Here is a 21,347-nt window from a genome sequence, read left to right on the forward strand (position 1 = left end):
CGCAATGGCAGGCGTGGAGTTCGCGGTTTTCGGCGGTTTCCAGTGATACTGCGCCACACAGGCATTGAGTTTTCATTAGGTTCTCTCGGTTTGAAACAGTTAAAAATTTGGGTTCAGGCTACCTGAAAACTTTCAGACGGCCTCCCTGCCCTATTTCCACAAGCTCCACGGCGAAGCCATCCACAAGCCGTAGAAAGCGATGGCGATAAAGCCGATGGGAATCAGCACTTTCCAACCCAAACGCATGATTTGGTCGTAGCGGTAGCGCGGGAAAGTGGCGCGAATCCACAGATAGCCGTAGAGCACGAAGGCCATTTTGGCAAACATCCAAATCGGGCTGGGCGTACCGACGATGCCCCAGCTTTGCGGGAAGGGCGAGAGCCAGCCGCCGAGGAACATAATAGAGGTGAGCGCGCCGATTAGAATCATGAAGATGTATTCGGCGAGGAAAAACAGGGCGAAGGCGAAGCCGGAATATTCAACGTGGAAACCGGCCACGATTTCAGATTCGCCCTCGGCCACGTCGAACGGGGCGCGGTTGGTTTCGGCCACGGCGGAAATCAGGTAGACGAGGAACACAGGGAATAGGGTGAACCAGTTCCACGAGAAAATTGAGCCGCCCGCAATACCGTTGCTTTGCGCAGCCACGATGTCGTTGAAGTTCAGGCTACCTGAAACCATGATCACGCACACCAAAGCCGCGCTCATGGCGATTTCGTAGGAAATGGTTTGCGCGGAGGAACGCATCGCGCCGAGGAAGGCGTATTTCGAGTTGGACGCCCAGCCGGCAATAATCACGCCGTACACGGAAAGCGAGGTAATCATTAAGATATACAGCAGACCGGCATCAACTTTGGTTAAAAGCCATTGGTCAGAAAACGGCACTACTGCCCACGCAGCAAACGAGGGCGCAAGCGAGAGCATGGGGCCGATGTAGAACAAGGCTTTATTGGACGAGCTGGGGCGGGTAACTTCTTTAAACAGCAGTTTCAACACGTCGGCAAACGGCTGAATCAAGCCCCACGGGCCGGTCACATTCGGGCCGACGCGCAGCTGCATGAAGCCGATGACCTTACGCTCGAAGTAGGTCAGGTAGGCCACGGTCAGAATCAGCGGCACAAGGATAATCACGATTTTGACGACAATCGACACCAAGAGGCCGATGTCGTTGCCCGCTGCGCCGAACCAGCCGGCAAACAGGGCTTGAAACCATTCCTGCATCATCAGACTCCTTCCAGTTCAATCGCGTTCATCAGCCCGCCCAGCGCGGCGTTGGCCGGATGCTGCGGCAGGTGGACGACGTTGGGCGGCAAAGTGTTGTCGGCCACCACGGTTACGCGCACGCGGTTGCCGTTCTGCACGGCTTCGGCAGTTGCGCCGTCGGCGAGGCCGAGCGCTGCCAGCGTATCGGGGTGGACGCGGGCAGGCGGCACTTGGGCATGCGAAGTTTGCTGCAGGGCTTCGGCGCGGCGCACGATGGCGTCGGTATGATAGATGCCCACGCCGCCGGTGCGGATCAGGCCTGCGGCGGCCGGAGCGGCTTCGCCCTGCCAGCTGCTGCGGTTGTTCAGTTTTTCAGGTAGCCTTTGGGCATCCAGCGCGTCGTGCAGGATTTGCTCGCTGCTGTCGTATTCGAAGCCTTCCAGCTCCAGCAGGTTGCCCAGCACGCGCAGGATTTTCCACAGCGGGCGGCTTTCGCCCAGGCCTTTTACTACGCCGTGGAAAGATTGCAGACGGCCTTCCATGTTGACGAAGCTGCCGGAAGTTTCGGTGAACGGGGCAATCGGCAGCAGCACGTCGCACACCTCAAGCAAGGTATCGCTGACGAACGGGGTGAACGCCATCACGCTCTTGGCCTGTTTCAGCGCGGCCACGGCGGCGGCTCCGCCTGCCACGTCGGCTTCCGGCTCAACGTTGAGCAACAGCACGGCCTGTTTCGGCGTGGCAATCATTTCGGCAATGCTGCCGCTGTCGGCGTTCAGCAAATCCGCACCCACGCTGTTGGCCGCCTGCGGCAGGATGCCGAATGACGCGCCGGTTTGTTCGGCCAGCCTTTGGGCGGCGGTGTAAATCGCGGCATAGTCGGGGTGGTTTTGCGCTTCCGCGCCGAGCAGGACGGCGGCTTTTTCCGCGTCTTTCAAACCGGCGTGAATCGGGTTGGCGGCATCGGCGGCGAGATTTTTCAGGTAGCCTGCCCATTGGTTCGGATGCAGGGCTTCCTGCGCGGCCAAGGGCATATGCAGTTGCTCTTTACGCGCGGCCACCACGCTGATTTTGCTGCCTTGGTTGGCGGCTACGCGCAGGCGGGCGGTCAGCAGCGGCTGCTCTTGGCGCAGGTTCGCACCCACCACCAGTACGGCTTTAGCATCGGAAAGGTCGGCGATATTGCAGCCCAGCCATTGCGCGCCTGCCAACGTGCCTTTCAGACGGCCGTCTTGTTCGCGCAGGCGGGTGGCGAAGTGGCGGCTGCCGATGCCGTTAGCCAGTTGTTTCGCCAGATAGAGTTCTTCCAGCGTGTTCATGGGGTTGGCCCAAAAGCCGATTTGCTCTTGGTTGCCGTCTTTGGCGATGCATTCGATGCCGTTGCGCACGTATTCGAGCGCGGTTTGCCAGTCCACATCGATCCATTCGCCGCCTTGTTTGATTTTCGGTTTTTTCAGACGGCTTTCGTGGTTCAGGCCTTCGTAGGCGAAGCGGTCGCGGTCGGACAGCCAGCATTCGTTGATGGCTTCGTTTTCCAGCGGCAGCATGCGGCGCACGGTGTGTTCTTTGGTTTGCACAATCAGGTTGCTGCCCAATGCGTCGTGGGCAGACACGGATTTGCGGCGGTTCAATTCCCAGGAGCGGGCGTTGAAGCGGAAGGGTTTGCTGGTGAGCGCGCCCACGGGGCAGAGGTCGATAACGTTGCCGGAAAGTTCGGTTTCCACGGCGCGACCGATGAAGGTGAGGATTTCGGAATGTTCGCCGCGGTTGGCGATGCCGATTTCCTGATTGCCGGCGATTTCTTCAGTAAAACGCACGCAGCGGGAACAGTGGATGCAGCGGCTCATTTCCCGAGTAGAAATCAGCGGACCCATGTCTTTGGCCACCACGGCGCGTTTGGCTTCGGTGTAGCGGGTGGTGGATTTGCCGTAGCCGACGGCCAAATCTTGCAGCTGGCATTCGCCGCCTTTGTCGCACACGGGGCAGTCGAGCGGGTGGTTGATGAGCAGGAATTCCATCACGCCTTCCTGCGCCTGCTTGGCCATTTTGGAATGGGTGTGCACCACCATGCCGTCGGTTACCGGTGTGGCGCAGGCGGGCAGCGGCTTGGGCGCTTTTTCCACTTCCACCAGGCACATGCGGCAACTGGCGGCGATGGAAAGTTTTTTGTGGTAACAGAAGTGGGGGATGTAGGTGCCGAGCTTCTGCGCCGCTTCAATCACGGTCGCGCCCTGCTCTACCGATACTTCCTTACCGTCAATGCTGATTTGTAACATGGTGTATTTCCTACGTTACGGGTATTTAAAATTTTTAGTGTGAGGCCGTCTGAAAAAGGCGGCGGCCTGCGGGCTGTTTTTCAGGCAGCCTGTTTTCAGACGGCCTTTTCGCTTTCAGGTAGCCCAATTATTCCGGCAGTTAGCACCACTTGTGCTCTTTTATCGGTTTGCCGTGTTCGATGTAGTAGACGAACTCGTCGCGGTAGTGCTTCATGAAGCCGCGCACGGGGAAAACGGCGGCATCGGCGAGGGCGCAGATGGTGCGGCCGGCCATGTTGTTGCCGATGCTTTCCAGGAGTTCGAGGTCTTCCATGCGGCCTTGGCCGTTTACGATGCGGTGAACGATGCGGTAGAGCCAGCCGGTGCCTTCGCGGCAGGGAGTACATTGGCCGCAGGATTCTTCGAAGTAGAAGTAGCTCAATCTTTCCAAGGCCTTAACCATGCACACGTCTTCGTCCATCACGATAACCGCGCCCGAGCCGAGCATGGATCCGGCTTTGGAGATGGCGTCGTAGTCCATGGTGAGGGTCATCATCATGTCGCCGGGAATCACGGGCGAAGACGAGCCACCAGGGATGACGGCTTTCAGCTTTTTGCCGCCGCGCACGCCGCCTGCCATGGCCAAAAGGTCGGCAAAGGGCGTGCCGAGCGGCACTTCGTAGTTACCCGGGCGTTCCACGTGGCCGGACACGGAAAAGAGTTTGGTGCCGCCTGCATTGGGAATGCCTTTATCGGCAAAGGTTTGAGCGCCGTCGCGGATGATAAACGGGACGGAGGCGAAAGTTTCGGTGTTGTTGATAGTAGTGGGCTTGCCGAACAAACCGAACGAAGCCGGGAACGGAGGTTTGAAGCGTGGCTGGCCTTTTTTGCCTTCGAGCGATTCGAGCAGCGCGGTTTCTTCGCCGCAGATGTATGCTCCGTAGCCGTGGTGGGCAAAGAGTTCGAAATCAAAACCGCTGCCCAAGATATTTTTGCCGAGGAAGCCTGCTTCCCGGGCTTCGGCCAGGGCGGCCTCAAAGCGTTGGTAGCCTTCGAAAATTTCGCCGTGAATGTAATTGTAACCGGCACACGCGCCCATGGCATAGCCGCCGATAATCATGCCTTCAATCAGGGCATGCGGATTGAAACGGATGATGTCACGGTCTTTAAAGGTGCCGGGCTCGCCTTCATCGGTATTGCAGACGATGTATTTTTCGCCGGGGAAGGAACGGGGCATGAAGCTCCATTTCAGGCCGGACGGAAAGCCGGCACCGCCGCGCCCGCGCAGGCCGGAAGTTTTGACTTCGGCAATCACGTCGTCTTGCGGCGTTTTTTCGGCCAGAATTTTACGCAGGGCGGTGTAGCCGCCGCGTTTGACGTATTCGTCCAGCGTCCAGCAATCGGGATTGGCGGTATCCACTTGGTCAAAAATCACGCCTGATTGGTAAATAGCCATTTTGGTGTGCCTATGTGTTTCGGTTTCTGCTGCGGCCTTGTCGGTTTCAGACGGCCTGTCAATATTGCGGTGTTTTTCAGGTAGCCTGTTAGGCCGTCTGAAAAAGGTTTTTCTGTTTTCTTTCTGTTCGGTTTCGGGTCGGCCTGTGTTGGTTTTTCAGACGGCCTTTACGGTTTCAGGTAGCCTCTAACCCAATTCGGCGAGTTTGGCTTCAATCGCTTCTTCGGTCATGAAGCTGCACATTTTGTGGTTGTTCAGCAGCATCACGGGGGCATCGCCGCATGCGCCCATACACTCGCCTTCAACCAGGGTGAATTTGCCGTCGGGCGTGGTTTCGCCGTAGCCGATACCGAGTTTTTTCTTCAGGTATTCGCCGGCATCCACGCCGCCGCGTAGGGCGCAAGGGAGGTTGGTGCAGACGGTGAGTTTGTATTTGCCGACAGGCTTGAGGTCGTACATATTGTAAAAAGTAGCGACTTCATAGGCCTGCACGGGAGGAATACCGATGTAGTCGGCAACAAATTCGATGGTTTCGGGGGCGAGCCAGCCTTTTTCGGTTTGTGCAATACGCAGCGCACCCATGATGGCGGAACGGTGGCGCTCAGCCGGGTATTTGGCCAGTTCGGTATCGATTTGTTTCAAGGATTCTGCGGATAACATTAGCGGTCTACCTCTCCGAATACGATGTCTTGCGTGCCGATGATGGCAACGACGTCGGCGAGCATATGGCCTTTGGCCATTTCGTCCATGCCTTGCAGGTGGGCGAAGCCAGGGGCGCGGATTTTCAGGCGGTAAGGTTTGTTGGCGCCGTCTGAAATAATGTAAACGCCGAATTCGCCTTTGGGGTGTTCCACGGCGGTGTAGGTTTCGCCTTCGGGCACGTGCATGCCTTCAGTAAACAATTTGAAATGGTGAATCAGGTCTTCCATGCCTGTTTTCATTTCGGTGCGTTTGGGCGGTGCGACTTTGTGGTCATCCACAATGACGGGGCCGGGATTAACACGCAGCCAATCGACACACTGCTGAATGATGCGTACGGATTGGCGCATTTCGTTGATGCGGCAGAGATAGCGGTCGTAGCAGTCGCCATTTACGCCGACGGGAATGTCGAAATCCATTTTATCGTAGACTTCGTAGGGTTCTTTTTTGCGCACGTCCCATTCAATGCCCGAACCGCGCAACATCACGCCGGTAAAGCCTTTTTGCAGGGCACGCTCGGGGGAAACCACGCCGATGCCGACAGTACGCTGTTTCCAGATGCGGTTGTCAGTCAACAGGGTTTCGAGAGTGTCAATGCGACCGGGGAAGCGTTTACAGAAGGCTTCAATGAAGTCGAGCATGGTGCCTTCGCGTGCTTCGTTGAGTTCTTTCAACACTTTGGCATTGCGGAATTTGCTGGCTTCATATTTGGGCATGAAGTCGGGCAGGTCGCGATATACGCCGCCGGGGCGATAGTAGGCGGCGTGCATGCGGGCACCGGAAACGGCCTCATACAAATCCATCAGTTCTTCACGATCGCGGAAGGCATAGAGGATGGCGGTCATCGCGCCGATGTCGAGGGCGTGCGAACCGATGCCCATCAGGTGGTTAAGGATGCGGGTTACTTCCGCAAACATGGTGCGGATGTATTTGGCGCGAATGGGGATGTCGATGCCGAGCAGTTTTTCGATAGCGAGACAGTAGGCCTGTTCGTTTGCCATCATGGAAACGTAGTCCAGCCTATCCATATACGGCAGGGCTTGCAGGTAGGTGCGGGTTTCGGCCAGTTTTTCGGTGCCGCGGTGCAGCAGGCCGATGTGCGGGTCGGCGCGGACGATGGTTTCACCCTCCAACTCCAAAATCATGCGCAATACGCCGTGGGCGGCAGGGTGCTGCGGGCCGAAGTTGATGGTGTAGTTTCTAAGTTTAGTGGCCACCGTAGTTCTCCTCGCGGACGACGCGCGGGGTAATTTCGCGCGGCTCGATGGTTACAGGCTGATAGATAACGCGTTTCTCAGTTTCGTCGTAACGCATTTCAACATAGCCGGAAATAGGGAAATCTTTGCGGAAGGGGTGGCCGACAAAGCCGTAGTCGGTAAGGATGCGGCGCAGGTCGGGGTGGTTTTCGAAAACGATGCCGTACATATCAAAGGCTTCGCGTTCGTACCAGTCGGCACTGTTGTAAATATTGATAACGGATTGAACCAACGGGAAATCGTCGTTTTCCGCCCACACGCGCACGCGGATGCGCTGATTATTCTTCACAGATAACAGCTGGCTGACCACGGCAAAGCGTTTACCGGACCAAGGTTCGTTTTTATAAGTACTGTAATCGACACCGCACAAATCCACCAAGAGCTCAAAGTGCATTTCTTCGTGGTCGCGCAGGGTTTGCATAATATCGAGATAGTGTTCAGGGCGACATTCGACAGTTACTTCATCCAAAGCCAACAATACTTTATCCGCCTTGCCTTCCAAGATGCGCTGTGCCGCGCTGTATAAATCTTTCGGGTGCATGGTACGCTCCTAGTTGCGGGCAATGGTGTAAGTGCGCTTGATTTTGCCCTGAAGCTGAATCAGGCCGTAAATCAAGGCTTCGGCAGTCGGCGGGCAGCCGGGCACATACACGTCTACCGGCACCACACGGTCACAACCGCGCACCACGGAATAGGAATAATGGTAATAACCGCCGCCGTTGGCGCACGAACCCATCGACAATACCCAGCGCGGCTCAGCCATCTGGTCGTACACGCGACGCAGGGCGGGTGCCATTTTATTGGTCAGCGTACCGGCCACAATCATCAAGTCGGATTGGCGTGGCGACGGACGGAAAATAATGCCGAAGCGGTCGAGGTCGTAACGCGCCATACCGGCATGCATCATCTCTACTGCGCAACAGGCCAAACCGAAAGTTACCGGCCACAGCGAGCCGGTGCGCACATAGTTGAGCACGGTATCCGCGCTGGCGGTAATGAACCCCTTGTTCAGAATGCCTTCTACTCCCATTCCAGCGCTCCTTTTTTCCACTCGTATACAAAACCCACACCGAGCACGACGATGAAGACAAACATCGACCAGAAGGCAAACTGCCCCGACTGAGCCAGCAAATCTTTGAACACCACTGCCCACGGAATCATAAACGCCACTTCCAAATCAAATAGGATGAACAAAATCGCCACCAAGTAATAACGCACGTCAAACTTCATGCGCGCGTTTTCAAACGCCTCGAAGCCGCACTCGAACGGCTGGTCTTTTTCGGCATAGTGGCGTTTGGAGCCCAGCAGCGTACCGAGCAGGATAAACAGCACGCCGGCAATCAGACCGACCAAAATAAAGACAAAAACGGGAAAATAGTTAGCCAACATGGTTTGCACTCTGAAATAGACATAAAAATGCAGGTAAAACCAACCCGTATTGTAACCAAATTTTTTTTCGCATTCAAAATAAACAGGCTAAAAAGCACAATATTATCATTATATTATAATGATAATAATTTTCGATATTAAAATATTGCAAGTAAGACTCGTACCTCTCCACAGAGTTTTGATTTAAATCAATATACTAAGTTTAGCCGTATAAAATATATGGATATAGCCATGATTTCTCTGCTGTAGGCTACCTGAAAGCAGTTTGTCGCCTCGGAGTAAAACCGTGTAGAATATATCGGATTGCTATTGATGCCAGATTGGGGCGCCAAACTTATGGATCCTTCCGGTTCCCATCCGATTTTGTTTTCCCTTATTTATTCTTCCTGATTTCTCCCGTGCGCCATTACCGTGATGCACGGTAAGGAGTGCGCATGCCTACCCTACTGCCCTCTTCCGAACAACCGCAGATCGATACCGGCCGTATTCACGAATTGGCCGATGCCCTGCTGCCCGTGTCCAACACCATCCGGCCCGACAGCGTGCTGGATAATCCCTATCTCAACAGCTGCCTGGCCGAACTCATCGAAATTCTGCACGAGCTACACCCAGCCGATATTGCCGCCGTGCTTGAATCGCTGCCGCTGCAATCGCGCTTATTGGTGTGGAAATTGGTGGAGCCGGAGAGCGACGGCACCATTCTGCTTGAAGTATCTGATGCGGTTCGCGAATCTCTGATTGAAAACATGGAGCGGCAGGAAATCCTGGCCGCCGTGGAAGACATGGACGTGGACGACTTGGCCGAGCTGGCCGACGACCTGCCGCGCCAAGTCGTGGCCGAAGCCCTGCAATCATTGGATGAAGACGAACGCGCCAAAGTACAGGCCTCCATGTCGTTTGCCGACGACCAAGTGGGCGCCATCATGGACTTCGAGCTGGTGAGCATCCGTGCCGATGTTACCTGCGAAGTGGTGATGCGCTACCTACGTCGCTTCGAGAGCCTGCCTGACCACACCGACAAAATCTTTGTGGTCGACGAAAACGACGTCTTGCAAGGCGTGCTGCCCATCCGCAAGCTCCTTGTGGCAGACCCCGACGAAATCGTGGAGCACATCATGGCGCGCGACATTGTGCGCTTCCGCCCCGAAGACAACACCGAAGAAGCCGCGCAGGCATTTGAGCGTTACGACTTGGTAACCGCGCCCGTGACCGATGCCGATGGCAAACTCATCGGCCGCCTGACCGTGGACGAAATGGTGGACGTGATTCGCGAAGAAACCGAAGCCGATATGTTGAACATGGCCGGTTTGCAGGAAGACGAAGACCTGTTCGCTCCCGTGCTTGATTCCGTGAAAAACCGCTGGATGTGGCTGGCCATCAACCTCTGCACTGCCTTCCTCGCCAGCCGTGTGATTGGCGCATTCGAAGGCAGCATTGCCCAAATTGTCGCCCTGGCCGCGCTAATGCCGATTGTGGCCGGCATCGGCGGTAACTCCGGCAACCAAACCATCACCATGATTGTGCGTGCCATGGCCATGGGGCAGCTTTCAGGTAGCCAGGCTCTGCACCTGTTGCGCAAAGAAGTGGGGGTGGCGCTGATCAACGGTGTAATTTGGGGCGGCGTGATGGGCGTGGTGGCCTGGCTGCTGTATAAAAACATCGGCATCGGCCTGGTGATGGTAGCCGCCATGACGCTAAATCTGCTGCTCGCCGCCACCGTGGGCGTGCTGATTCCGGTAATCATGGACAAACTCGGCCGCGATCCGGCACTGGGCAGCTCGGTACTGATTACCGCCGTTACCGACTCCGGCGGCTTCCTGATTTTCCTCGGGCTAGCTACAATCTTTTTGCTTTAATACCAATCCATTAAAAATTTCAGGTAGCCTCTTGCCGCAACACAGAGGCTACCTGAAAGTTTAACAGCAATATCTTCATCCGCCATGCGGCTATCAAGCGCTTCAATTTTAAAAAGGCTACCTGAAAACCTTTCGGCACTTTCAGGTAGCCTTTCGCTTTACTACTCCAGTTTGACTACTGCCCCGTTTCCATCTTTGCTACTTCGTGCGGATTAAGGCGGGCCTGGTCTTCCTGCCCCAAGCCGACCAGTTGGCGCAGGCGGGTCATGTAGAGGTTTACATCCAGCCCCTGCCCGTTGCGTTGCGCGCTCCAAATGGTTTCGGCCAGCGCATCCATCATATCGTGTTCGGCACGCACCCAGTCTCCGGCATAGCGACCTTGCAGCTCGTGGTGGATGGCGCGGATGCCGGGCGGTTGGTCGATATCACTCTGCTCCTGTATCGAAAGGTGCAGCGACAGATGCAGGAAAGGATTGGTTTCGCCCTGCTCCGGCGTCCAGTTGTGGTCGAGATAGCGTTCGATATTATCGAGATAATGGTGGTATTCGGGGTGGGCTTCGATGATGCGCAGGGCTTTTTGCTGGAGTCTGTCCAGTTGCAGCGGGGCAAGGCGTTGCCGCCATACGTCGGCAAAAAAGCGGCGCACGTCGTGGGTGTTTACGTCATACATTTTCAGGTAGCCTTTGGTACTTAATCGCGGATAACCAAGGTTTTGGCCAGCATATCCTGCCCGGTGCGGCGGTTGCCGTCTTCCATAAACATCATCAGGATGCAGGCCGCGGCCACCACCAAGGAGAGCATACCGCCGATAAGCGGGAGGAATTTCAGCAAGATGGCCAGCGGTAGCAAGATGGCGGCTTCGCGCAACAGAAGGTATTGCACCAGGCTGGGCTCGCTGCCGTCTTCGCTAATCACCCGGATACCCATAATGCGTTTGCCCATGCTCTGCCCGCTATTGACCATCAACATGGCCTGCCCGACCACATAGGCAAGCATCGTGCCGTAGCCGATGAGCGCAGGGTTGCCAAAATTGCTTCCCAACAGGCCACCAATCGAGCTGACAAGAAAGCCGGCACCGGCAGTAATCACCAGCATCATCAATAGGTTCAATGCTGCTGCCGCTATCCGCCGCCACGGCGCCGCCAGCTCCACATTGATGCCGTCTTCATCAAACACCTCGTCTTCCAACACAGCAGAGCGGAAAACTTGTTTGATCTCTTCACCTATCTGACTATTGAAATTTAGTTTACGAAAATCCCGCATGATTTTTCCTTTCTAATTAGTCTGACGGTTTGCTTATCGGGCTACCTGAAAGCTGCCTCCCGCTGTTTTCAGGTAGCCTGTGATATGCCGCTACTGATACCGCTGGCCATTATGCTCCAACCAGCCATCCGCATGCCGGCCGGCCGGGTCGTGGTGCGTCCAGTGGATCACCCCGCCTTGGGCGTTGTATTCGTATTCGCCGGAAAAGCCCACCGTGTCGCCGCGCTGCAAACGCGGAATGCGCGGCGCAAGGTCGATATTGTGTGCCACCAATACGGTTTGGCCGTTGGAGAGTTTCATGATGAAACGCTGGTGGCGCGAGCCTTGGGTGTCGTCGGGCAGAGTGCGGTGCACTTTGCCGCTGCCGCTCACCTGCACATCGCTGCGCTGCTCGGCAAAGGCTTGGGCAATCAGTTCGGCGCCATCTGCTGCCGTCTTGGCAGAGGGTTGGGTAGCGTTTCGGTGTGGTGTGCGCGCCTGCTCGACTACGGCGGTTTGCGGCTGTGCCGCGCCCTGCTCCGGCTTGGATTTTGGCTGTTCGGCAAAGTGGAAATAGGCGGCGATGCCGAGCAACACCAAGAGCCACAGCCATTTGTTTGGTTTATTATTCATTGTTGTTTGGATTGGTTGGCAGGCTACCTGAAAGCTTGCGCTTGCGGAAGCGGCGTTTTAGCTTCGCAGAAACTCCGCCTCCTTCGGAGACTCCGTTTTCAGGTAGCCTCAAACGGGTTAATCGTCGTGCCGCACATCGGGCAACAGCAGGCTCAGCAGAATCGCCAGCAGCGCGCACAAGCCCACGCCGGCAAAGCTGAAACTACCCAGCTTCATTTCCATGCCGCCCACGCCCACGGTGAGTACCGAGCTCACAATCACCAGGTTTTTCGGCTGCATCAGGTTTACTTGCGCATCGATCAGCGTTTTCAGCCCCAGCGAAGCAATCGTGCCGAACAGCAGAATCATCACCCCGCCCATCACCGGCAGCGGAATCGAAGCCAGGAAAGCATTGAATTTTCCGAAAAACGCCATGCAGATGGCGAAGATGGCCGCCCAAGTCATGATGGCCGGATTGCTGTTTTTGGTGAGCATCACCGCGCCCGTTACCTCGCCGTAAGTGGTTACCGGCGGGCCGCCGATCAAACCGGCCACGCACACGCCCAGGCCGTCGCCGGCCAGCGTTCGGTGCAGCCCCGGCTCGGCGGCATAATCTTTACCGGTTACCTTGCCGATGGCCATGATGCCGCCGATATGCTCAATCGCCGGGGCAATCGCCACCGGCAACATAAACAGCGCGGCCTGCCAATTTACCTGCGGCGAATGGAAATGCGGCACGGCAAACCACGGCGCGGCCGCAATCGGCGCGGTATCCACCATACCCATGGCCAAGGCCATCAAATAGCCGGCCGCCACCCCGATTAAAATCGGCACCAGCTTCATCATCTTGCTGCCGAATACCGCCACCATCACGGTCACCGCAAAGGTGAAGCCGGAAAGCAGCAGCGAATGGGTGTAATCCAACACCTGATTACCACCGGCCCGGCCCATCGCCATATTGCCGGCCACCACCGCCACCGAAAGCCCGATCACCATAATCACCGGCCCGATCACCACCGGCGGCAGCAATCGGCTAACCATTGGCAGCCCGAAATACTTAATCAGCGCGGCAAACACAAAATACATAAAGCCCGCCGCGAACAGCCCGAACATCGTGCCGCCCATGCCCCATTCCTGCATGGCATAGATAATCGGCGCGATAAACGCAAACGACGAACCCAGAAAAATCGGCACCTTGCGGCCGGTCAGCGCTTGAAACAGCAGCGTACCGATGCCCGCGCCCAACAGCGCCATCGCCGGGTTCAACCCTGTGAGCAGCGGCACCAGCACCATGGCGCCGAAGGCCACAAACAAAATCTGTGCCCCCGCCACTGCGGTTTTAAAAGATTGGAACATGTCTCCTCCTCGAAAAATTCAGTCGGCAAAGCGGGCTGGATTATACCCGAGAGCCTGTGCCTCCGCATCGCTTGGGCTACCTGAAAATATGAAAATTTAGTCGATGCAAAACTACTTTGGCAAAAGGACAGGCAAAGCAATGCTGCAGCCCAAACCAAATGAATCCGGCATATAGTTTTCAGGTAGCCTGCCATATTGCTTATAGGCTACCTGAACCGGTGGAAACACGCTTCGCACACACAGACATACAAAAGGCTACCTGAAAATTTTAGCTTCGCAGCAACTGCGTTGCGTTTTCAGGTAGCCTTTGTTTACCGCTTCATCTCACACATCATAAGTGCCCACTGCATAAGCTTCGGCTAGGATATGCCCGCGCATGGCGAAGTGCAGGTCGTTGTAGCGGAAACCCTGCGGTAGGTTGAGCTTGGTGTCGAGCGCATACACGAACAATTCGTAGCGGTGGCGGCAGTTGGGCGGAGCCATGCCGCCGTAAGCGGAGGCTTCTTCCAAATCGAGCTGTCCCAGCACGCTGGCCCAGCTGTTGGCGCCCTGCACATAATCTTGAGCCGTTTGGCTGTCGTTTTCCGGCACGGAAGTGCGGGTGAGGTCGGCAATCAGCCAGTGCACCCACACGAAGCCGCTGGCGGTAATGGCATCTTTGTCTTCCAACACCACGGCGAAAGACTGGGTTTCGGGCGGGGCCTCGCTGATTTCAAACGGGATGGAATAAGTGGGCATGCCGTTGGGGCTGAATTGGCTGCCGCGTTTGCCGAAGCGGTCGGCGAATGCGCCGTTTTGGATGGCGGAAGTGCTGACTTTCATGGTGGTTTCCTCCGGTTGGGCTCTGGGATAACTGATTATAGCGGACGCATGGATTTCTTCAAAATACACAAAGGCTACCTAAAAATCCGTTTTCAGGTAGCCTTAATCGCTGTGGGCAAAAAGTTGGGATTAGTTGCCGGTATCGGCAGCACAAATATCCAGATGCGGATCGATACCGCCATCTGGCGAGGTGATGCCGGCGCAGCCTAAAACAGCGTGGAAGATATTGTCGTGCGATACCGCGCGCCCATCCTTAACAGCTTGCGCCACCCGTTCAGCCAGCACTTTGCCCTCGGGGCTTTGCCGATAGCTTTCGGAAAACCACACCACAAACGGAATGGAAAACTGCTCTTTGGGCGCGATATTAACTGGCTTGCCGTGGAAATAATCGCCGTTTTCATCCAACGATTCGCCGTGGTCGGACACATAAATCAGCAACGCCCGCTTATCGGACAGCGATTTGATGGTTTCCGCCAGCAGTTCGTCCACGCCCAGTACCGTATTATCGTAGGCATTGTCTAATTCGGCCTTGCTGCAATGCGATACATCGGGGTTGGTGCAATAGGGAGTGAACACGCGGTGGTGCGGCGGAATGCGGTCGGCATAAGTTTGATGCGAACCCAAGGTGTGCAGCACCAACAGCATTTTGCCGCCGCGATACTGCGCCACCGATTGCCGCATATAAGGCAACAACGCCGCATCCCAGGCACCGGATTGCTGCTCGGCCACAATTTGGTATTTGCTCACCAGCCTGTCGTAGCCCATATAACTGTAAAACCCGGATAGCGTTTGCAGCGAATAGATTTCGCTGCGATAGCCCAATGAGCGGAACACCTCGCCAAACGAGGATTGGCGCGGGGTGCGGTCGGGGCTGCTTTTCAACATGGGCGAAGAAAGGCAGTTGAGCGAATTTACAGTCAGCGTGTCGCAAGATTGGGCATTTTTAAAGCTGTAAAGATTGGGAATGGCGGCAAGCTGCGGATTGGTGTTGCGCGGGTAACCGTTGAGCGAAAAACGGTCGCACGCGTGCTTTCGCCAATCACGAACACCATCAGCAAATCGTCTTTTTGATCGAGATAACGGTATTTCTGCGGCATCCGTTCCACCCCGGCATAATTGCGCTTCATATCCCGAACAGATTTGCGCGCCCGCTGGCCATTGTAATACACATCCAAAGGGGAAAAGCGCAGCACATCGCCCATAAAGCGGCTGTCGCGGATGCTGCCTTTGCCGCGGAAGTGGTAGCCCTTATATTGAAACAGACCGAACACCGCCAGCAATGCCGCAAGCGAAGCCAGGCCGCAGCAGGCCAAATGCCGGCGCCAGCCCACCTGCCGAATGCGCTGCCGCCACAACAGCAGCACCGGTAGCAAGCCGAACACCAGCACAAAGCACACCGACTTTACCGAAATCATTTCTGCCGTCAAATCATTTTCTCTGATGAGCGCGCTGAGCAAAATATCTTCAGTAATCAAGATGCGGTATTGGCTTTTGGCAAACACCGCCACCGAACCCGCCAGCAGGTTCAGCCCCAAATAATTTGAATGGCCAGCGGTGCACTAATGCCAGCAGCCAACCCAGCGCCAGCAGCACCAATGCAGGCCACACCGCTGCTTGAATTTCCACCATTCCATGATTGGAAAACAGGTTTAATGCAAACAAATACAGCGTAAGCACAATATTGAGTGTAAACAGGGAAACGGGCGACGCATGATCTTCATCATGGTAAAGGCTACCTGAAAACAAAGCGGCAGATTTTACTACAAAGCCGCACGGCCTTGTCTGCCGACGCACCTATAGCGTCGCACTTTATACTCAGACAGCCTGTGGAAGCGTTGTTTGAAAACCAAAAGGCTACCTGAAACTTTCAGGTAGCCTTTCTTAGTGCCTAACAGGCAGCTGCAAGCTTAATATTTCACCAGCACCGCGCCCCAGGCGAAGCCGCCGCCGATGCCTTCTAAAAGCAGGGTATGGCCGCGCTGGATGCTGCCGTGGCGTACGCCCCAATCGAGGGCGAGGGGGATGGAGGCGGCGGAAGTGTTGCCGTGATCCTGCACGGTAAGCACCACTTTTCCCATACCGAGCTTGAGGTGTTTGGCAGTGCTTTCCAGAATGCGGTAGTTGGCTTGATGCGGTACCAACCAATCGATTTGCTCGGGGGTGAGACCGGCTTCGGCAATCACGTCTTCAGCCACTTTGGCCAGCGCTTTCACGGCGAATTTGAATACGCCGGGGCCATCCATCTGCAAAAACGGCGTGCCGCAAACGACGCCGTTGGCAATCCAGCCTGGGGTTTGCAACAAGTAGCCGTAGTTGCCGTCGGCCAAAAGTTTGCTGTGCAGGATGCCTGGCTCGTCGGATGCGCCGAGCACCACGGCGCCGGCACCGTCGCCGAACAGCACGCAGGTGCGGCGGTCGGTCCAGTCCATGATGCGGCTGAACACGTCGGCGCCGATGACTAAAGCTTTTTTAGCCATACCGCTTTTGATGTAGGCGTTGGCGGTGGTGATGGCATACATAAAGCCGGCACACACGGCCTGCACATCGAACGCGGGGCAGCCGCTGATACCGAGCTTCTGCTGCACGATGGTAGCAGTGGCGGGGAACTGCATATCGGGCGTGGAGGTAGCCACGACAATCAGATCGATTTCGGCTGCATCCACCCCTGCGGCTTCCAGCGCGTTTCGTGCGGCGGCCACGGCCAAGTCGCTGCATTTTTCGTTGTCGGCGGCGATATGGCGGGTTTTGATGCCGGTGCGGGTGGTAATCCACTCGTCCGAGGTGTCCACGATTTTGGCGAGGTCGTGGTTGCTGAGTGTTTTGGCCGGCAGGTAGCTGCCGGTGCCGAGGATTTTGGCGTAGGTCATGGGTGTATCGCTTTAGAGTTAATCTACTGCTAGGAAACGGCGTATTTTAAAGATTTCTGACGGGTTTGTCTCATGATTTATCCAAACTTCATACTAAATATCGCCATTGCATATGCCTTTTTAATATAAAGATACAAAAACAAATTATTTGTTTGCCTGCGGCTTTGCCATTATCATGCGCACCGTATCCAATTCACACTTCACAGGAGCACCTAATGAGCAATATCGCCAACAACATTGTTGATTTAATCGGCAATACCCCGCTGGTTTACCTCAACCGCCTCACCCAAGGCCTGCCCGGCAAAGTAGCCGCCAAGCTGGAATACTTCAACCCGGGCAGCAGCGTAAAAGACCGCATCGCCATCTCCATGATCCGCGCCGCCGAAGCAGCCGGCCAAATCAAACCCGACACCATTATTGTGGAAGCCACCAGCGGCAACACCGGTATCGGCCTGGCCATGGTTTGCGCCGCCTTGGGCTACAAACTGGTCATCACCATGCCGGAAACCATGAGTAAAGAGCGCAAAATGCTGCTGCGTGCTTACGGTGCCGAGCTCATTCTCACCCCCGGCGCAGAAGGCATGCCCGGTGCCATCGCCCGCGCCCAAGCACTGGTAGACGCTCACCCCGGCCAATACTTTATGCCGCGCCAGTTCGACAACCCCGCCAACCCCGAAATCCACCGCCGCACCACCGCCGAAGAAGTATGGCGCGACACCGACGGCCAAGTTGATATTTTCGTTTCCGGCGTGGGCACCGGTGGTACGCTCACCGGCGTGAGCGAAGTGCTGAAAAAACACAAACCCTCGCTGCAGGCCTATGCAGTTGAGCCTGCCGCCTCCCCCGTATTGAGCGGCGGCGAAAAAGGCCCACACCCGATTCAGGGCTTGGGTGCCGGTTTCGTGCCGCAAACCCTGAACACCGAAATCTACGACGGCGTGATTACCGTGGCCAACCAAGCCGCCTTCGATACCGCCCGCGATGCCGCCGCCAAAGAAGGCCTCTTGGTGGGTATCTCTTCCGGCGCCGCCATCTGGGCTGCCTTGGAGCTGGCGAAAAAACCGGAAAATAAAGACAAACTCATTGTGGTGGTTCTGCCTTCAAACGGTGAACGCTATCTTTCCACCCCGCTGTTTGAAGACCTCGCCTCCTAAGCTAATCCCTTGCCCAAAAGCCGCAGCCATGCGGCTTTTTTCGTATTTCAAGCCTACCGGCGTGTTGTAAATTTGTCGGGAAAACCGCCAAAAACTTGCCCCGCCGCTCGATTTTCCCTATAGTTAACCGCATTAATGGAACTGTTACCTTAAGTCAAAACATGAAAAAATATATCCCCATCCTCCTCGTTGCTGGTCTGCTCGGCGGCTGTAACCTTATTTCTTCTCCTAACAACACACGCCAAAACACACAGGCCTCACCGCGTTATACCCTGGCCGCCAGCCACTGGGGCGACGTGGCTAAAATTCGTAATGAAGCTACCCGTTTGGGCTACGAAGTCAACAAAGGCCGCATGACCAAAACCCAGGCTGCGCAGCAGCTCAACCGCTTCCGCATCAACTTGGTTGGCCGCAACAGCGTGGACGACAGCATGTATGAAGTCTACCTGCGTTCCGCCGTACAAAGCCAACAAGGCCGCATCACGCCCGAACAATCTAAAATCTTCGTGCGCAACGCCCTGCAAGGCTGGCAGCAACGTTGGCCCAATATGCAAAACCGCCCGGCCAACCCCGCATTCACCAACTTCCTGATGGAAGTGATGAATATGCAGCCGCTGAAATAAGCTGCCAGAATCAGCAAAGGCTACCTGAAAACTTTCAGGTAGCCTTTTTCCTATTCCAATCCGGCTATGTTTACACCGGTTTCTTCTTCCGATAATACCGCCGATACACTATCCAGCCATACCCCACCACCACCGGCAGTGCGGCGAAGATCAGCTTAAACGTCCAGCCCGCATACCAAGGCAGGGCTGAAACCGCAGCTGCGGCATCCTGCTGCAACAAGCCCACCGGCAGCGATTGTTCACCACGGGCATCGAAATACGGCCACCAGCAAGCTGCCAGCAGGCCGATAAGGCAGGGCCACAGCCAAGCGGCGCGATTGCGTTGCCACAGCAAAAACGCCGGCAGTAGCACAATCAATGTAAGCGCCGCCACCAGCAGCGCGGTTTGCCCCTGCGCGCCGAAATAGGATGCCGCCGCATAAGTCAGTACCACGAACAGCGCGCCCAGCACCGCCATAATCACTTCTTCCGGCCTTTTTAATATCGACATGGTGTGTTCTCCGTAACAAAATCAATTAGGCAAAATATACTGCAAAGCAGGTGCAGCCGCCAGTTTCTTGCCGCACGAATCCCGTTTTTTCAATCATCGCACGGCATTTTCTCTTTATTCAAGTTTGGCTTTCAGGTAGCCGCATCGGCTGAATCAAAGGCTACCTGAAAATTTATGCCGAATCTCTTTCAGGTAGCCTGCCGCCCTATTCTTTCTCTTCTTTGGCCGCCAGATGCCAGCGCACGCCCGCGTCGTCCAGTTTTTTGCACAGGCCGGCGCTGGGCGGCTCGTCGGTAAACAGGGCGTGGAATTCGGTGACGTCGCCTATGCGCACCAGGGCGTTGCGGCCGAATTTGCTGTGGTCTACGGCCAAATAGCAGTGGCGGGCGTTGGCCATCATGGCCTGCATCACGCTCACTTCTTTGTAGTCGAAATCGAGCAGCGAGCCGTCGGCTTCGATGCCGGAAGCGCCGAGGATGGCGTAATCCACTTTGAATTGGTTGATGAAATCGATGGTGGCCACGCCGGTGATGCCGCCGTCCACCGGCCGCACCACGCCGGAGGTGATGATGACGGTGTAGTCCGGCCGGCCGGACACGATGGAGGCAACGTGGATATTGTTGGTGATGATGCAGAGGTTTTTATGGTTTTTCACCAGCGCGAGCGCCACGGCTTCGATGGTAGTGCCGATGCTCATAAACAGAGAAACGTTGTCGGGGATGTGCTCGGCAATCAGGTCGGCAATGTGGGCTTTTTCGCTTTGCAGCTTGTTTTTGCGCGTGTCGTAGTCTTCATTTTGCACGCTGCTGCCGGGCGCGGCGCCGCCGTGGTAGCGGCGCAGGATGTTGTGTTCGCACAAAACATGGATATCGCGGCGGATGGTTTGCGGGGTCACGTTCAAACTGCGCGCCAGTTCTTCCACCGACATAAAGCCGTGGTCGTGCACAAGCCGGGCGATTTTCTGCCGGCGGGGGGTGCGGTGCGGCATGGTTGCTCTATCTTCTCTATTGATTAGTAGTGGGAATGATTTAGCCGAGGTTTTCAGGTAGCCTTTTGGTTCAATCGTGAGGCTCCTGAAAACAATGGCAAGGCAATCTGAATTTATAGTGAATTAAATTTAAACCAGTACAGCGTTGGCTCGCCTTGCCGTACTATTTGTACTGTCTGCGGCTCGCCGCCTTGTCCTGATTTAAATTTAATCCACTATAGCTTGGCAAAAGCGGCGCTGCGCTTTCAGGTAGCCTCACTTCATTAGCCTGCCTCAAGCCGCAAAGGTATGCTCCAGCGCGGGATAGGTTTTCTCCTTCACTTCGCGCACATAAGCCGCCACCGCCGCCTGAATGCTATCCTGACCCTGCATGAAGTTTTTCACAAACTTCGCCGTTTGGCCGGGGAACACGCCGAGCATATCGTGCATCACCAGCACCTGCCCGTCGCAATCCACGCCTGCGCCGATGCCGATGGTGGGGCAGGCCAGCGTTTCGGTAATCTGTTTGCCCAGAGCGGCAGGCACGCATTCCATCAGCACCACTGCCGCGCCGGCTTTTTCGTGCGCCAGCGCATCATTCAGCAGCGCCTGTGCCGCCACATCGCCCTTGCCTTGCACCTTATAGCCGCCGAACACATGCACCGACTGCGGTGTGAGCCCGATGTGCGCGCACACCGGAATGCCGCGCAGCTGTAGAAACTCGGTGGTTTCCGCCATCCAGGTGCCGCCTTCCAGCTTCACCATATGCGCCCCTGCCGCCATCAGTTCGGCCGCAGCGGCAAAAGCCTGCTCCTTGCTCTGCTGGTAGGCACCAAACGGCAAATCGCTCACAATCAGCGCATTGCTGCTGCCGCGCGCCACCGCCGTCGTGTGGTAGCACATATCGGCCAGGCTCACCGGCAGGGTAGACTTCTGCCCCTGCACCGTCATGCCCAACGAATCGCCCACCAGCAGCATATCCACTCCCGCCGCATCCATCAGCGCGGCAAAGCTGGCTTCGTAGCAGGTGAGCATAGCGATTTTCTCGCCCTCGCGCTTCATCTTGCGCAAAGTGTTCACAGTAATCACGGTATTTCCTT

General features: G+C 56.0%; 21 protein-coding genes and 1 pseudogene. 3 read left to right on the forward strand and 19 right to left on the reverse strand.

What is annotated here, in order from left to right:
- Window positions 1–150: 150 nt before the first annotated feature.
- The 8 genes from nuoH to ndhC form a co-directional block, all read right to left on the reverse strand.
- Entirely contained in the window at window positions 151–1,221 is a 1,071-nt protein-coding gene (gene nuoH / locus ACO6EE_RS05595) for an NADH-quinone oxidoreductase subunit NuoH (protein ID WP_485960037.1), read from the reverse strand.
- Window positions 1,222–1,223: 2 nt separating this feature from the next.
- The gene (gene nuoG / locus ACO6EE_RS05600) at window positions 1,224–3,479 is read right to left on the reverse strand and encodes an NADH-quinone oxidoreductase subunit NuoG (protein ID WP_485959851.1); all 2,256 of its coding nucleotides are present in this window, start codon (window positions 3,477–3,479) and stop codon (window positions 1,224–1,226) included.
- A gap of 139 nt (window positions 3,480–3,618) precedes the next feature.
- Window positions 3,619–4,914, reverse strand: coding sequence for an NADH-quinone oxidoreductase subunit NuoF (nuoF, locus tag ACO6EE_RS05605; protein ID WP_485959852.1), 1,296 nt, complete (start codon window positions 4,912–4,914; stop codon window positions 3,619–3,621).
- Window positions 4,915–5,100: 186 nt separating this feature from the next.
- Window positions 5,101–5,574, reverse strand: coding sequence for an NADH-quinone oxidoreductase subunit NuoE (nuoE, locus tag ACO6EE_RS05610; RefSeq protein WP_003771166.1), 474 nt, complete (start codon window positions 5,572–5,574; stop codon window positions 5,101–5,103).
- Window positions 5,574–6,830, reverse strand: a complete 1,257-nt coding sequence (nuoD, locus tag ACO6EE_RS05615; RefSeq protein WP_485959853.1) for an NADH dehydrogenase (quinone) subunit D — start codon at window positions 6,828–6,830, stop codon at window positions 5,574–5,576. Before nuoD ends, nuoE begins: the two co-directional genes overlap by 1 nt.
- Entirely contained in the window at window positions 6,820–7,410 is a 591-nt protein-coding gene (locus ACO6EE_RS05620; protein ID WP_485959854.1) for an NADH-quinone oxidoreductase subunit C, read from the reverse strand. Before ACO6EE_RS05620 ends, nuoD begins: the two co-directional genes overlap by 11 nt.
- 9 nt (window positions 7,411–7,419) lie before the next feature.
- Entirely contained in the window at window positions 7,420–7,899 is a 480-nt protein-coding gene (locus ACO6EE_RS05625) for a NuoB/complex I 20 kDa subunit family protein (protein ID WP_003771161.1), read from the reverse strand.
- On the reverse strand, window positions 7,890–8,258 hold the full coding sequence (gene ndhC, locus ACO6EE_RS05630; protein ID WP_003822950.1) for an NADH-quinone oxidoreductase subunit A: 369 nt from the start codon (window positions 8,256–8,258) through the stop codon (window positions 7,890–7,892). Before ndhC ends, ACO6EE_RS05625 begins: the two co-directional genes overlap by 10 nt.
- Before the next feature lie 434 nt (window positions 8,259–8,692).
- Between ndhC and mgtE the strand changes: the two genes are divergently transcribed.
- Window positions 8,693–10,114, forward strand: a complete 1,422-nt coding sequence (mgtE, locus tag ACO6EE_RS05635; RefSeq protein ID WP_064084684.1) for a magnesium transporter — start codon at window positions 8,693–8,695, stop codon at window positions 10,112–10,114.
- Between the two features lie 175 nt (window positions 10,115–10,289).
- On the opposite strand, the gene ACO6EE_RS05640 is transcribed toward mgtE, so the two are convergent.
- From ACO6EE_RS05640 to ACO6EE_RS05675, 8 genes and pseudogenes are all read right to left on the reverse strand, one after another.
- Window positions 10,290–10,784 (reverse strand): DUF1841 family protein, encoded by a 495-nt coding sequence (locus ACO6EE_RS05640; RefSeq protein ID WP_485959856.1) that lies wholly within the window; start codon window positions 10,782–10,784, stop codon window positions 10,290–10,292.
- Window positions 10,785–10,804: 20 nt separating this feature from the next.
- Entirely contained in the window at window positions 10,805–11,377 is a 573-nt protein-coding gene (locus ACO6EE_RS05645) for an RDD family protein (RefSeq protein WP_485959857.1), read from the reverse strand.
- Between the two features lie 90 nt (window positions 11,378–11,467).
- Entirely contained in the window at window positions 11,468–11,989 is a 522-nt protein-coding gene (locus ACO6EE_RS05650; RefSeq protein ID WP_485959859.1) for a DUF3465 domain-containing protein, read from the reverse strand.
- Between the two features lie 117 nt (window positions 11,990–12,106).
- Entirely contained in the window at window positions 12,107–13,324 is a 1,218-nt protein-coding gene (locus ACO6EE_RS05655) for a uracil-xanthine permease family protein (RefSeq protein ID WP_485959861.1), read from the reverse strand.
- 324 nt (window positions 13,325–13,648) lie between these two features.
- Complete coding sequence (locus ACO6EE_RS05660; protein WP_485959863.1) at window positions 13,649–14,146, reverse strand: YbhB/YbcL family Raf kinase inhibitor-like protein; 498 nt, start codon at window positions 14,144–14,146, stop codon at window positions 13,649–13,651.
- A gap of 129 nt (window positions 14,147–14,275) precedes the next feature.
- Complete coding sequence (locus ACO6EE_RS05665) at window positions 14,276–15,286, reverse strand: phosphoethanolamine transferase (protein WP_485960038.1); 1,011 nt, start codon at window positions 15,284–15,286, stop codon at window positions 14,276–14,278.
- Between the two features lie 158 nt (window positions 15,287–15,444).
- A pseudogene (locus tag ACO6EE_RS05670) lies at window positions 15,445–15,654 on the reverse strand (phosphoethanolamine transferase domain-containing protein); the annotation flags it as partial.
- Between the two features lie 399 nt (window positions 15,655–16,053).
- Window positions 16,054–17,013, reverse strand: a complete 960-nt coding sequence (locus tag ACO6EE_RS05675; RefSeq protein WP_485959864.1) for a beta-ketoacyl-ACP synthase III — start codon at window positions 17,011–17,013, stop codon at window positions 16,054–16,056.
- 215 nt (window positions 17,014–17,228) lie between these two features.
- Here ACO6EE_RS05675 and cysK point away from each other — a divergent pair, with 215 nt between their 5' ends.
- Together cysK and ACO6EE_RS05685 are read left to right on the forward strand one after the other, a co-directional pair.
- A complete protein-coding gene (cysK, locus tag ACO6EE_RS05680) occupies window positions 17,229–18,167 on the forward strand; it encodes a cysteine synthase A (protein WP_485959866.1) in 939 nt (312 codons plus the stop codon).
- A 161-nt stretch (window positions 18,168–18,328) separates the two neighbouring features.
- A complete protein-coding gene (locus ACO6EE_RS05685; RefSeq protein ID WP_003822968.1) occupies window positions 18,329–18,790 on the forward strand; it encodes a hypothetical protein in 462 nt (153 codons plus the stop codon).
- 70 nt (window positions 18,791–18,860) lie between these two features.
- Here ACO6EE_RS05685 and ACO6EE_RS05690 read toward each other — a convergent pair whose 3' ends face one another.
- The 3 genes from ACO6EE_RS05690 to panB all read right to left on the reverse strand — a co-directional run bounded on the left by ACO6EE_RS05690 (window position 18,861) and on the right by panB (window position 21,336).
- Complete coding sequence (locus ACO6EE_RS05690; RefSeq protein WP_485959867.1) at window positions 18,861–19,280, reverse strand: hypothetical protein; 420 nt, start codon at window positions 19,278–19,280, stop codon at window positions 18,861–18,863.
- A gap of 205 nt (window positions 19,281–19,485) precedes the next feature.
- Entirely contained in the window at window positions 19,486–20,268 is a 783-nt protein-coding gene (locus ACO6EE_RS05695) for a DeoR/GlpR family DNA-binding transcription regulator (RefSeq protein WP_485959868.1), read from the reverse strand.
- A gap of 273 nt (window positions 20,269–20,541) precedes the next feature.
- Window positions 20,542–21,336 carry a 3-methyl-2-oxobutanoate hydroxymethyltransferase gene (gene panB / locus ACO6EE_RS05700; protein ID WP_485959870.1) on the reverse strand — a complete coding sequence of 265 codons (795 nt, stop codon included), beginning with the start codon at window positions 21,334–21,336 and terminating at the stop codon, window positions 20,542–20,544.
- Window positions 21,337–21,347 lie beyond the last annotated feature (11 nt).

The organism is Eikenella sp. (assembly GCF_057315495.1).